At 60.8% G+C, this 11760-nt stretch carries 14 protein-coding genes; 10 read left to right on the top strand and 4 right to left on the bottom strand.

Features of this window, described 5'->3' with window-relative positions:
• Positions 1-6 precede the first annotated feature (6 nt).
• Entirely contained in the window at positions 7-96 is a 90-nt protein-coding gene (locus PM04_RS18080) for an isopropylmalate isomerase (RefSeq protein ID WP_234702836.1), read from the bottom strand.
• A gap of 136 nt (positions 97-232) precedes the next feature.
• Between PM04_RS18080 and PM04_RS10080 the strand changes: the two genes are divergently transcribed.
• From PM04_RS10080 to PM04_RS10045, 8 genes are all read left to right on the top strand, one after another.
• Positions 233-1588 (top strand): mechanosensitive ion channel domain-containing protein, encoded by a 1356-nt coding sequence (locus PM04_RS10080; RefSeq protein WP_052068307.1) that lies wholly within the window; start codon positions 233-235, stop codon positions 1586-1588.
• 168 nt (positions 1589-1756) lie between these two features.
• Positions 1757-2185, top strand: a complete 429-nt coding sequence (rsfS, locus tag PM04_RS10075) for a ribosome silencing factor (RefSeq protein WP_081945971.1) — start codon at positions 1757-1759, stop codon at positions 2183-2185.
• Positions 2185-2655, top strand: a complete 471-nt coding sequence (gene rlmH / locus PM04_RS10070) for a 23S rRNA (pseudouridine(1915)-N(3))-methyltransferase RlmH (protein WP_038006305.1) — start codon at positions 2185-2187, stop codon at positions 2653-2655. The genes rsfS and rlmH overlap by 1 nt, the downstream gene beginning before the upstream one ends.
• Before the next feature lie 54 nt (positions 2656-2709).
• On the top strand, positions 2710-4236 hold the full coding sequence (gpmI, locus tag PM04_RS10065; RefSeq protein WP_038006304.1) for a 2,3-bisphosphoglycerate-independent phosphoglycerate mutase: 1527 nt from the start codon (positions 2710-2712) through the stop codon (positions 4234-4236).
• On the top strand, positions 4233-5363 hold the full coding sequence (locus PM04_RS10060; protein WP_038006303.1) for a murein hydrolase activator EnvC: 1131 nt from the start codon (positions 4233-4235) through the stop codon (positions 5361-5363). The genes gpmI and PM04_RS10060 overlap by 4 nt, the downstream gene beginning before the upstream one ends.
• 32 nt (positions 5364-5395) lie before the next feature.
• On the top strand, positions 5396-6730 hold the full coding sequence (locus PM04_RS10055; RefSeq protein ID WP_038006302.1) for a S41 family peptidase: 1335 nt from the start codon (positions 5396-5398) through the stop codon (positions 6728-6730).
• Between the two features lie 4 nt (positions 6731-6734).
• The gene (locus tag PM04_RS10050; protein ID WP_052068299.1) at positions 6735-7214 is read left to right on the top strand and encodes an RNA pyrophosphohydrolase; all 480 of its coding nucleotides are present in this window, start codon (positions 6735-6737) and stop codon (positions 7212-7214) included.
• A gap of 52 nt (positions 7215-7266) precedes the next feature.
• Positions 7267-7734, top strand: a complete 468-nt coding sequence (locus tag PM04_RS10045) for a hypothetical protein (RefSeq protein ID WP_038006301.1) — start codon at positions 7267-7269, stop codon at positions 7732-7734.
• Here the strand turns inward: PM04_RS10045 and pip are convergent.
• Positions 7731-8723, bottom strand: coding sequence for a prolyl aminopeptidase (pip, locus tag PM04_RS10040; RefSeq protein ID WP_038006300.1), 993 nt, complete (start codon positions 8721-8723; stop codon positions 7731-7733). The two genes, PM04_RS10045 and pip, sit on opposite strands and share 4 nt — an antisense overlap.
• A 63-nt stretch (positions 8724-8786) precedes the next feature.
• Here pip and ubiG point away from each other — a divergent pair, with 63 nt between their 5' ends.
• Together ubiG and PM04_RS10030 are read left to right on the top strand one after the other, a co-directional pair.
• Positions 8787-9524 carry a bifunctional 2-polyprenyl-6-hydroxyphenol methylase/3-demethylubiquinol 3-O-methyltransferase UbiG gene (ubiG, locus tag PM04_RS10035; protein WP_038006299.1) on the top strand — a complete coding sequence of 246 codons (738 nt, stop codon included), beginning with the start codon at positions 8787-8789 and terminating at the stop codon, positions 9522-9524.
• A gap of 181 nt (positions 9525-9705) precedes the next feature.
• Positions 9706-10371 carry a VPLPA-CTERM sorting domain-containing protein gene (locus tag PM04_RS10030; protein ID WP_038006298.1) on the top strand — a complete coding sequence of 222 codons (666 nt, stop codon included), beginning with the start codon at positions 9706-9708 and terminating at the stop codon, positions 10369-10371.
• 92 nt (positions 10372-10463) lie between these two features.
• On the opposite strand, the gene PM04_RS10025 is transcribed toward PM04_RS10030, so the two are convergent.
• Together PM04_RS10025 and PM04_RS10020 are read right to left on the bottom strand one after the other, a co-directional pair.
• Positions 10464-10907: a MarR family winged helix-turn-helix transcriptional regulator gene (locus tag PM04_RS10025; RefSeq protein WP_038006297.1), complete on the bottom strand. Its 444-nt coding sequence runs from the start codon at positions 10905-10907 to the stop codon at positions 10464-10466.
• Between the two features lie 13 nt (positions 10908-10920).
• On the bottom strand, positions 10921-11751 hold the full coding sequence (locus PM04_RS10020) for a carbon-nitrogen hydrolase family protein (RefSeq protein WP_038006296.1): 831 nt from the start codon (positions 11749-11751) through the stop codon (positions 10921-10923).
• Positions 11752-11760 lie beyond the last annotated feature (9 nt).

Below are 11760 nucleotides of genomic sequence, written 5' to 3'. Positions count from 1 at the left end.
GGCGGGTCAGCCGAGCCGCGCGCGCACGCTCATGGAGGCGCCGTAAAAGCGTTCACGCAGGCGGGCGCGATCATCCATGAGAATAAAGGTCGTCATGACGCTGAGATACAACCGGATCGCGCCCTTCGCAAGGGACGCGTTTCACACCGCCTTCGCAAGCCTCAGATCCGGCGCGCCGACCTGAGGACCCATGACCCTTGCCGCGGGCACATCTGTGGCGCACTCTGCCCAAATGGCCAATCATGACAGTCCACAAACCGATGCCACCACCCTAGAGGTCGCCAGCGACACGGCGCAGATGATCCTGCGGCAAGCAGAGCTTTTCGCATCGGGGCTTTTGCGCGTCTCAAGCCTGACCCAGATCGTAATCCTTGTGGCGCTGCTGTTGGTTGCGGAAGGCGCGCGCAGGGTGCTGACCCCAAAGCTAGAGGCATGGGTCCGCACCCGCGAGGGAATGCCAAAGTGGCAATTGCGTTGGCTGGTCGTGGTGCGCAACCGGTTGCGAGGGATCGTCTTTGTCCTTCTTGCGTGGGGTGCCTTAGCCATCATGCAAGAGATGTTTCGCTTCCCTTCGCGCTACTACCTGATTGCGATTGCAGCCAATCTAGCCACCGCTTGGCTGATCGTGGCCTTTGCCACACGGCTCATCAAAAACAACGCCTTACGCCGCATTGTGAATTGGGCCGCGTGGATATGGATCACATTGCGCCTTCTGCAACTGGATGACGACACGCAGGTCGTGTTGGACAGTGCCCGCATCGGGATGGGCGATAGCTCCATCAGCTTGTGGCAAATCCTGCAAGGCGCGGCCCTTCTGGCGGTTCTGGTTATGGGCGCGCGTTTCATCACCCGCGCTACCGCCGAGCGGCTGCAAACCAATGAGGACATGTCCCCCTCGATGCGGGTTTTGGCCATCAAGGTCATCCAAGTCGTGTTTTACGGGGCCGCGATCTTTATCGGGTTGGGAACCGTCGGCATCGACCTGACCGGGCTCGCGGTTTTATCCGGGGCGATCGGCGTCGGGCTTGGGTTCGGGTTGCAAAAGGTTGTGTCCAACCTTGTGTCTGGTGTCATCATTCTGTTGGACAAGTCGATCAAACCCGGCGACGTGATTTCCCTTGGGGATACCTTTGGCTGGATCCAAACGCTGGGTGCGCGCTACGCCAGTGTGGTCACCCGCGACGGCAAGGAATACCTGATCCCGAATGAGGACCTGATCACCGGCCAAGTGGTGAACTGGTCCCATTCCAATGAGTTCGTGCGCCTCGATATCCACTTTGGCACCGCTTACAACGACGACCCTCACCTGGTGCGCAAGGTCGCGATCGAGGCCGCGCAAGGCGTGGACCGCGTCCTCAGCCACCGCCCGCCTGTTTGCCATATCGTGGGGTTTGGCGACAGTTCGGTGGACTACATCCTACGGTTTTGGATCAAAGACCCCACCGGCGGGCTGACCAACATTCGAGGCAATGTGTTCTTGGCTTTGTGGGATGCCTTCCGCGAGCATGGCATTTCCATCCCCTTCCCTCAGCGAGAGGTCACGATGCTGCCCGCCGCGCAACATGACGCGGATCAACCACCGGCCTAACATTTGCGGCCCCATCACACGCCGTTCGCAGTAGCCTTAACCCATGGGGGCTGGACATTCCGCCCATCACAGGGCATCAGGCCGCTTCCGCACATCTGCGGATATCATTGTTTTGCGGCTCAACCTTTGGTAGCCTACGGACAGGACGCGCGAGAGGCGCACCATTTTTTGGAGGATCAGACCCTGTCTGCTCAGACCCCGGGCGCCACGACAGCGCCACACGCAACCAGCGACACGGCCGCTTCGGACGCTACGCTTGAACTTATCCTGACATCGCTGGAGGCCGAAAAGGCCGAAGATATCGTGCAGATCGACCTGCGCGGCAAAACCTCGATGGCGGACCACATGGTGGTTTGCTCGGGCCGCTCGACCCGTCAAGTGAGCGCCCTGTCCGAAAAGCTGGCCGAAGTTCTTAAGGTCCAACTGGGCCGGAGCTGCAAAATCGAAGGCAAAGGCGCCGGTGATTGGGTGCTGCTCGACGCAGGTGACGTAATCGTCCACGTGTTCCGCCCCGAAGTGCGCGAGTTCTACCAACTGGAAAAGATGTGGCAAGCGAACCCCTCTGACCCTGCCTCGGCGAACGCCGCGAAGGTCTGATGCGCGTCCACCTATGCGTTGTGGGCAGGCTCCGTAAGGGGCCAGAAAAAGCGTTAATCGACGATTATCTCACCCGGTTTGACCGCACGGGGCGCAGCCTAGGGCTGGGTCCTGCGCGTGTCGTTGAGGTTGAGGATAAACGCGGCGGCGGCATGGCCGCTGAAGCCGAGTTGCTGCGCCGTGCGCTGCCGACTGGCGCCGCACTGTGGTGTCTCGATGAGCGTGGTGAGGTGATGACCTCACCTACTTTCGCTGAGCGGTTAGGCCGCGTGCGCGATCAGGGTCGGGGTGATCTGGCCTTTGTGATCGGCGGTGCGGACGGCATCGATCCAAGCCTCAGGGCGCAAGCGGACATGACCCTCAGCTTTGGTGCGATGGTTTGGCCGCATATGTTGGTCCGGGTCATGCTGGCCGAACAGATGTACCGCGCCGCAAGTATTTTGGCAGGCAGCCCATATCACAGGGTCTAAGCCGCGCCGCTACCGGGACTTGTCCCGCCACGGTCCTTGGTCCAAAAGATGCCTATGACCAAACAAACCACCCCCGCCAAAGCGCCCGTCGTCCTGTGTATTCTGGATGGATGGGGCCTGTCCGACACGCCCGCAACCTCGGCCCCTGATGTGGCGCATACGCCCACGATGGACCGCCTGATGGCGACGTGCCCCAATGCCACGCTCATCACCCATGGCCCTGATGTGGGCCTGCCCCGCGGGCAAATGGGCAACTCAGAGGTTGGGCATATGAATATCGGCGCAGGCCGGGTGGTTGCGATGGATTTGGGCCAGATTGATCTGGCGGTTGAGGATGGCAGCTTTGCCACCGCGCCCTCTCTGACGGCTTGGATCGACAGCCTCAAGGCATCGGGCGGCACTGCGCACCTGATGGGCGTTGTATCTGATGGCGGCGTGCATGGGCACCTGTCCCACATCATCGCCGCCGTTGATGCGATCACCGCAGCCGGAGTGCCCGTGGCCATTCACGCCATCACCGATGGCCGCGATGTGGCCCCGCAATCCGCTGATGGCTTTCTTGGCCAACTTCAATCCGCCCTGCCCTCTGGCGCGCAGATCGCGACAGTCATCGGCCGCTACTGGGCGATGGACCGTGACACCCGCTGGGACCGCGTTGAGCGCGCTTATGACGCGATGGTCTTTGCCAAAGGCGATGCGGCCCCGGATGCAGCCACCGCCGTCGCGCAAAGCTATGCCAAGGAAGAAACGGACGAATTTATCGCACCAACGGTCCTGCCCGGTCACACCGGGATGGCCCAGGGCGACGGGTTCTTTTGCCTCAACTTCCGTGCCGACCGCGCCCGCGAAATCCTCAGCGCGCTGGCCGATCCTACGTTCGACGGGTTCGCGCGGACACAAACGCCGCTGCATATGTTGGGCATGGTCGACTATTCCGAGGCGCACAACGCCTTTATGGCGACGGTCTACCCCAAAAAGCAGGTCGAAAACACGCTGGGCGCATGGGTGGCTCAGGCCGGAAAACGGCAATTCCACCTCGCGGAGACCGAGAAATACCCACACGTCACGTTCTTTTTGAACGGCGGCAAGGAAACACCAGAACCGGGCGAGGATCGGTTCATGCCGAAATCACCGGCTGTCGCGACCTATGACCTACAACCCGAGATGTCCGCCGCCGAAGTGACCGAGCATTTCATCGGCGCAATCAACGCAGGCTACGACCTGATCGTTGTGAACTACGCCAACCCAGATATGGTCGGCCACACCGGGGACCTCGCGGCGGCAGCCAAGGCCTGCGAAGCGGTGGATACCGGGCTTGGTGCGGCCCTCGCGGCGCTAGAAGCCAAAGGCGGCGCGGCGATTATCTGCGCCGACCACGGCAATTGCGAAACCATGGTTGAGCCGACGACAGGCGCGCCACACACCGCCCATACGCTCAATCCGGTTCCGGTGATCATGGTCGGCGGACCCACAGGCGCGACGATGCAGGACGGGCGCTTGGCCGACCTCGCGCCCACAGTGCTGGCCCTGATGGGGCTGCAACCACCGCCCGAAATGACAGGCCGGTGCCTGTTCGGATGACCCTGCGCGCGGTCATCATGGCCGCCACACTGGCGGGCACGTTGGGCGCGCTATCCATCGGGCCTGCCCGCGCACAAACGCTGGAACAAACGGCCCGCGCCGCAGCCGAGCAGTTGATCGCGGCGGGTGATCTGCTTGCGGATGCCAACCGCGCCTCGGACCGGATCGCGGCCCTTACCCGGACCGTTCGCGCGTATGAGGACGGGCTGTCCGCGCTGCGTGATGGCCTGCGGCAGGTCAATGCCCGCGAACGGGTGCTAACGGCTGAGTTTGAGGACCGCCGCGCCGAGGTCGCCCAACTTTTGGGTGTGCTCGCACGGATTGGGCATACGCCCGCGCCCCTTTTGAACCTGCATCCATCGGGGCCTGTTGGCACGGCCCAAGCGGGGCAAATGGTGGCCGCGATCACCCCCGCCCTACAGGCAAAGGTCGACACGCTCAGCACGGATTTGGCTGACCTTGCGCTTTTGCGGGACCTGCAAAACCATGCCCGCACAACGCTTGAGACTGGGCTGGCCGAGGTGCAGACCGCCCGCACCGAACTGGCCACTGCCCTGTCCAACCGCACAGACAGGCCCCAACGATTTGTGCAGGACGCGGACGCCATGGCGACCCTTGTGCAAAACGCCGATACATTGTCCGGCTTTGCCGATGGGCTGAGCACACTGTCTAGTGCAGGCATGACGCCCGTGCCCGAGGCCGCAACCACGGCCCTGCCCCTGCCCGTCACCGGCCAAGTGCTACGCACCTTTGGCGAAGCAGATGCCGCCGGGATTGTCCGCAACGGCTGGCTTATCGCCACAACGCCCGGCGCTTTGGTCACATCTCCGTTAGACGCGACCATTCGCTATGCTGGGCCTTTGTTGGACCAGGGGCAAGTGATCATCCTTGAGCCCAGCCCCAACGAATTGATCGTTCTCGCTGGAATGTCAGAGACTTACGGCACATCCGGAACGATCCTGAGCCAAGGCGCACCCGTCGGCGTGATGGGCGGCACCTTGCCACGCGCGCAGGATTTTCTGCGCGAGGTGGGACAAGGTGGTGGCGCAGGCCGCTCCGAGACGCTTTATATAGAGGTAAGAGACCGGAACACACCGGTGGACCCCGCGGATTGGTTTGCCCAATAGGCCCGCCGCTTGATGCATAAAAGAGAGATCATATGAAAAAGATGCTCATGGCCGCCGCAGTCGGCACGATTACCGGGATTGGCGCGACAACCTACATCGCTGGCCCTTTGCTTGCCGAAGAAGCTGGCGATCGGGCGAGTGTGTATGAACAGCTCGACCTGTTCGGCATTATTTTTGAGCGTATCCGCACCCAATACGTCGAGGAGGTCGATGAGGGTGAACTGATTGAAGCCGCTATCAACGGGATGCTGACCTCGCTTGATCCGCATTCCAGCTACCTGCCGCCGCAGGCCTTTACGGCCATGCAGGTGGACAACCGGGGTGAATTCGGCGGCCTTGGCATTGAGGTCCAACAGGAAAGCGGCTTTGTGAAGGTCGTCACGCCGATGGACGGCAGCCCTGCGCTAGAAGCGGGCATCGAGGCGGGCGATTTTATCACCGCAGTAGATGGCGAAAGCCTACTTGGCCTGACGCTTGGCGAAGCGGTTGAGTTGATGAAGGGCCCGGTGGGCACCGATGTTGAGCTGACCGTGCGCCGCGAAGGCGTAGAGGAGCCGCTGGAGATTGGCGTCACCCGTGGCAACATCAAGCTGACCGCCGCACGCGTGCGCACCGAAGGCGACAGCGTTGTGGTGCGGGTCTCGACCTTTAACGAACAGACCCTGCCCAACGTGCGCGACGGCATGGAGCGTGAAATCGAAGCCGCGGGCGGCTTGGACAACATCAACGGTGTCGTGTTGGATTTGCGCAACAACCCCGGTGGTCTGCTAACGGCAGGCGTCGAACTGGCCGATATCTTCCTTGAGCAGGGTGAAATCGTCTCGACCCGGGGGCGTAATCCCCGTGACGGCGACCGGTTCAACGCGCGCCCCGGTGATACGATCAACGGCCTACCGCTTGTCGTATTGATCAACGGTGGCTCTGCTTCCGCATCCGAGATCGTGGCAGGTGCGTTGCAGGACCACCGTCGCGCTGTGGTTGTGGGCACCAAAAGCTTTGGCAAAGGGTCGGTGCAGTCGATCATGCCTGTGCAGGGTGACGGGGCGATGCGCCTGACGACCTCGCGCTACTACACGCCTTCGGGTCGCTCGATCCAAGCCTTGGGCGTATCCCCCGATATCGTCGTGCAGCAACCACCACGCGTGCAGCAGACCGAAGAAGAGGCCGATGATCGCCCTCGCCGCTCTGAGGCCGGTCTACGTGGGTCTATCTCAAACGACAGCCTGAGCGAAGATCAGCAACAGCAAATCCTGCAAGAGCAGGAAGCCGCTGAGCAGGCTGCGCAACTGCGCACCGACGATTACCAACTGGCGTATGCCGTTGATATCCTCAAAGGCCTCAGCGCCATCGACATGGCGGCGCAATAAACCGATGATCACATTAGAAGACGCAGCCAAGCTGCCGTACAGGCCCAACGTGGGCCTGTGCCTTCTCAACTCCGATGGGCTGATCTGGGCGGGTGAGCGGATTGACACCCCCGGCGCGTGGCAGATGCCGCAGGGCGGCGTGGACGCAGGCGAGGACCTGCGCACCGCTGGCCTGCGCGAGCTGGAGGAAGAGACCGGCCTGCGCGCCGATCAGGTCGACGTGTTGGGCCAAACTGCGACACCCCTGCGCTACGACCTGCCACTTGATCTATTGCCCAAGCTTTGGAAGGGGCGGTTTCGCGGCCAAGAGCAGACATGGTTTCGCATGCGGATGCTCGCGCCCGACACGGCCATCGTGATCGAAACCGAGCACCCAGAATTCCTGCGCTGGCAGTGGATGCGCGGGCCTGACCTCCTGGATGCCATCGTTCCGTTCAAGCGCGACATTTACCGCGATGTCTTGCGGGAATTCGCGCTGCTGTAGCGACGATATACCCCCTTGGCCTGCGCATCTCTGAGCGCGCAGGTTGTGGGCTATGCTCCGTGTCGCTTTCATTACCCTGATACTCGCGTCTTCGGCGCAGGCGCAGTCCTGCCGGGAGGCCCCCACCCTATCGGACAGTTTTCGCTTCGCCGCAGGCTCGGACCGGGCCTATGTGCTTGCGGCAGGCATTGTGGACCGGCTGGGTGGACAGCAAAGCACCGCACGCACGGATCTGCGCGGTGTGCCGCAATCCTTTGAGGCCAAGGCCCGATTTTCAGGCGTTCGCGCGGGTGCAGGCGGGCTGAACCAACGCTTCAATGAAATCATCACTGTTGAAGTGAGTTGCGCAGGACTGCGATGCGGGGCCGTGCCCCAAGGCGGGTTCATCGCGTTTCTGGAGCGGCGGGGCGACACCCACGTGTTGCGGTCCGGTCCCTGCCCCGATTACGCACTCCACCGTGATAGCCCAGCCGCGCGCGCCGAAGTGCGCGCATGCCTTGCTGGGCGATGCCCGCGTTAAAGCAGCCCGAGCGATTTGGTCCGTTGGCCGGCGCGGTTCATCGCCTCGACCAATGCCTCACTGATCCCCGGCTCTGACAGGGCATGGCCTGCGTTGGGGATCATGTGCAGTGTGCTCCCCGACCATGCATCCGACAAAGCCTGCGCCGAATAGGGCGGGCAGATCATATCATACCGGCCCTGCACGATCACACCGGGGGTGCCTGCAATCCGGCCAAGGTTGTTCAAGATCCAACCGTCGGATTCGAGCCAGCCTTTGTTCACGAAATAATGGTTTTCAAGCCGGGAAAACGCCCGTGCGTATTCTGCGGGGCTGTCCCCACCGTGGCCTTGGCTCGCCATCGAGGCCAGCGCATTTTCCCACGCGGCCCAAGCCCGCGCATAGCGGGTTTCCTGCATCAGATCACCGGAGAATAGCCGGGAATGATAGGCCGCAATCAGGTCGTCCCGCTCTTCCTCAGGGATGAGGCCGACAAACCGCGCCCATTGCTCGGGCCAGAATTGCCCCGCGCCGCCGCCGTAAAACCAATCCAACTCTCGCTGCATCATCAAGAAAACACCACGCACCGCGAGATAACCGACGCGCTCGGGGTGCGTGATCGCGTAGATCAACGCCAGCGTCGCCCCCCATGAGCCGCCGAAAACCGCCCAACGGTCGATGCCTAGCGTGTTTCGAATGGCCTCGATATCGCGCACGAGATGCCAAGTCGTGTTGTCCTTGACCACTGCATGGGGGCGCGAGCGGCCACATCCACGCTGATCAAACAGAATGATCCGCCACACATTGGGGTCGAAATAGCGCCGCATAGATGGGCTACAGCCGCCACCGGGGCCACCATGCAGCACAATCACCGGCGCGCCTTCAGGGTTGCCACACTGCTCTACATAGATGCGGTGCCCCTCGCCTACCTCTAGCATTCGCTGGTCCCAGGGGTCCAACGGCGGGTACAGGTATGCGCCTGCGCGCTTTTGACTCGGGTATCTGTCCATGGGTGCTCTATATAGCCCTTTGGAAACCTTGCACCACACAAACCCTACCGAAGAGTTGCCCCCATGACCACAACAGTTGACGCCGCCGAGATCGCAAAATTCGAAGCCATGGCCGCCGAGTGGTGGGACACCAATGGCAAGTTCAAGCCGCTGCACATGCTGAACCCCTGCCGGTTGGACTACATCACCCAGCAGATCGCGATGGAATTTGACCGTGACTTGACCCAACCAGAGCCGTTTAAGGGCCTGCGCCTGCTGGATATTGGCTGTGGAGGCGGCCTTTTGGCTGAGCCAATGACGCGGTTGGGTGCAACCGTAGTGGGTGTTGATGCCGCCGAACGGAACATCCCGGTGGCACAGCTACACGCAGAGCAATCCGGCCTCGAAATCGATTACCGCTGCACCACGGCCGAAGATTTGGCCGCCAGTGATGAGCCCCGGTTTGACGTTGTTCTGAACATGGAGGTCGTCGAACATGTGGCCGATCCCCTCGCCTATCTGACGGCCTGCCAGCAGTTGATGAAATCGGGCGGGCTGATGATCTGCTCCACCCTGAATCGGAACCCCAAAAGCTTTGTCATGGGGATCATCGGCGCCGAATATGTGATGCGCTGGCTGCCCAAAGGTACCCACGACTGGCGCAAGTTCATCACCCCTGACGAACTGTTTCAACTCATTGAACAATCCGGCCTCACACCCGTTGATCGCAAGGGATTTCAGTTCAACCCGGTAACGTGGAAGTGGCGAATCTCCGCGAAGGATCTTTCGGTCAATTATGTGACCGCGAGTATCAAAAGATAACAAAACGTTAACGTCACGAAGCGTGATGTGCTTAACGACTGCGCAACTTTGCCCTATAAGTGCCTTGTTTTCACTCAAATTTGTCCATTTTTAAGGGTTATGGTCGTTTTTGCACGAAAACGTTGAAGATTTTAAACACCTCAGGTAATGTATCTTAAGATTAGTTACTGATGAGGAAATCATGTTTAAAACTTTAAAAACCACTTTAGTTGCTGCGGGGATGTTGGCTGCCTCTGCGTCACTGGCATTCGCCGTGACGATCACGCAATCCAATGTCATTCCCAATACACCCGTTGCAAACCCGCTTGCGGACTCTTTCGGCCTAATCGCATCAGCACCCGCTGGAGCGACAGCGTTTATTGCGGAAAATGTCGTTGGGAATGTTACAGCCAAGCCTAACCAAAGGTTGAGCCCTTGGACAGGTACGCTGAATGTAGATGACCCAGCTTCTGTGTTCACTGCGGTGTCGCGCAATACTGAGGCGACATACACGCTTACTGGCAATGCTATGGGGGTCATTTCGTTTATCTGGGGTTCGCCGGATACTTACAACGACCTTGAGATTAAGCTCGCAGGTGGCGGCGGCACCGTCACAATCAACGGTGCAGATCCTGCGCTGCAGCCGATCTTCCCTTCGCCCGGTCTCGGACGTGGTGCGGTTTTGGTTACTGTGACCGATACGGTTGGCGCTGGCTTCGAATCCATCACGTTTAGGTCGACTGGTCTGCCCGCGTTTGAATTCGCGAACCTGACAATGGCTGCTGTTCCGCTGCCAGCATCCCTGCCCCTGCTGTTTGCAGGCCTGGGTGGCATCGCCTTTATGCGGAGCCGTCGCAAGAAGTCCTGATTTCAGGTTCCTCTAAAAATTATTTATGACATGCATTTTAAAGAAAGGGCGCTCCTCGGGGCGCCCTTTTTACGCTGCGGGCACGGATGGGATCACTCGTCCCTAGCCAGCCGATTGCGCATCTCCCGCAGAACCGGCACGGTCGCACGCGCCTTTTGGCGCCCGATGCTTTCGACCAAATCCACAATCAACGGCAGAAGGGCCGCCACAGCGGCATCCCGAGCCTTAATCCCAGCGGGGCTGATCGCGATCATCTTGCGCCGGGCATCATCCCAGTCTGGGCGAATGTGCACATGACCGGCCCATTCCAACTTTCCCAACGTATTTGTCATCGCCCCACGGGTGACATTAAATGTCTGAGCCAGTTGCGCAGGGGACCGCTCCTCTTGGATGTGCGCAAGGTGGTTGAGCACGGCAAAATGGCTCAACTCCATCCCCTTGGGCAGCACTTTTGACAGCCGGCTGCGCAGCAGTTGGTCTGCTGTGAGCATCTCCGAAAAGAGCGATACGGCGAGGTCTTCGGTGTCGGTCGTCATTCTTTTTGCTGCATTAGGGCCCGGTAAAGGGCGCATCCTTTGTAATCGAGGGCACGCGTGCGCGCGCCGCGGCCGCCTCTTCGGGTGCGATGTCGCATAGATATACACCGCATGCCTCACCCGCATCCAGCGCCACGTCGCCCCATGGCGTGACGACAAGTGAATGACCATAGGTCGCCCGCGCGCGACCGCGCGTCGTCGGGTGCGTGCCGGTTTGCGCAGGCGCAATCACGAAACAGCCCGTTTCAATGGCGCGCGCCCGCAAGAGAGCATGCCAATGCGCCGCCCCCGTGACGGGCGAGAACGCAGACGGCACAGTCAAGAACGTCGCCCCCGCCTGCGCCAGCCCCCGATACAAATGCGCAAACCGCACGTCGTAGCAGATTGTCATGCCCACAGCGCCCCAGGGGGTTTGCGCCAGCACAGCCCTGTCACCCGGGCGATAGCCTTCGCTTTCGCGGTAGGTTTCGGTCGCGGACACGTCCACGTCGAACATATGGATCTTGTCGTAGCGGGCCGTAATTTCACCAAAAGGATCAATCAGATACGACCGGTTGGCAAAGCGCCCATCAGGGTCGTTTGTCTTGATCGCGAGTGATCCGATCAGCAGCCAAATCCCATGATCCGCCGCCGCTTTTTGCAGAGCAGGCAGGGTGGTGTCATGCTCCTCCAACTCTAGCACCTCAACCTGACGGGTACGGCTGGCGGACACACAATTGGTGACCTCTGGGGTCAGCACCCATTCGGCGCCCTGATCAACTGCCCGCTCAATATCAGCCAGCGTGGCCGCAAGGTTGTCGACGGGCGTATCGCTCGCGGTGGGTTGGATCAGGCCCAGCCTCATCGGGCTTCG

This window comes from Thalassobacter sp. 16PALIMAR09, from assembly GCF_000765485.1.
In the GTDB taxonomy this organism is placed as follows: Bacteria; Pseudomonadota; Alphaproteobacteria; order Rhodobacterales; family Rhodobacteraceae; genus Thalassobacter; species Thalassobacter stenotrophicus.
This window is presented reverse-complemented; position numbering and strand designations above follow the sequence as displayed.

Bases quoted from the DNA above. Each gene is read 5' to 3' on its own strand.
- PM04_RS18080 (WP_234702836.1), bottom strand. From the start codon at position 96: ATGACGACCTTTATTCTCATGGATGATCGCGCCCGCCTGCGTGAACGC.
- PM04_RS10080 (WP_052068307.1), top strand. From the start codon at position 233: ATGGCCAATCATGACAGTCCACAAACCGATGCCACCACCCTAGAGGTC.
- rlmH (WP_038006305.1), top strand. From the start codon at position 2,185: ATGCGCGTCCACCTATGCGTTGTGGGCAGGCTCCGTAAGGGGCCAGAA.
- gpmI (WP_038006304.1), top strand. From the start codon at position 2,710: ATGACCAAACAAACCACCCCCGCCAAAGCGCCCGTCGTCCTGTGTATT.
- PM04_RS10060 (WP_038006303.1), top strand. From the start codon at position 4,233: ATGACCCTGCGCGCGGTCATCATGGCCGCCACACTGGCGGGCACGTTG.
- PM04_RS10055 (WP_038006302.1), top strand. From the start codon at position 5,396: ATGAAAAAGATGCTCATGGCCGCCGCAGTCGGCACGATTACCGGGATT.
- PM04_RS10050 (WP_052068299.1), top strand. From the start codon at position 6,735: ATGATCACATTAGAAGACGCAGCCAAGCTGCCGTACAGGCCCAACGTG.
- PM04_RS10045 (WP_038006301.1), top strand. From the start codon at position 7,267: ATGCTCCGTGTCGCTTTCATTACCCTGATACTCGCGTCTTCGGCGCAG.
- pip (WP_038006300.1), bottom strand. From the start codon at position 8,723: ATGGACAGATACCCGAGTCAAAAGCGCGCAGGCGCATACCTGTACCCG.
- ubiG (WP_038006299.1), top strand. From the start codon at position 8,787: ATGACCACAACAGTTGACGCCGCCGAGATCGCAAAATTCGAAGCCATG.
- PM04_RS10030 (WP_038006298.1), top strand. From the start codon at position 9,706: ATGTTTAAAACTTTAAAAACCACTTTAGTTGCTGCGGGGATGTTGGCT.
- PM04_RS10025 (WP_038006297.1), bottom strand. From the start codon at position 10,907: ATGACGACCGACACCGAAGACCTCGCCGTATCGCTCTTTTCGGAGATG.
- PM04_RS10020 (WP_038006296.1), bottom strand. From the start codon at position 11,751: ATGAGGCTGGGCCTGATCCAACCCACCGCGAGCGATACGCCCGTCGAC.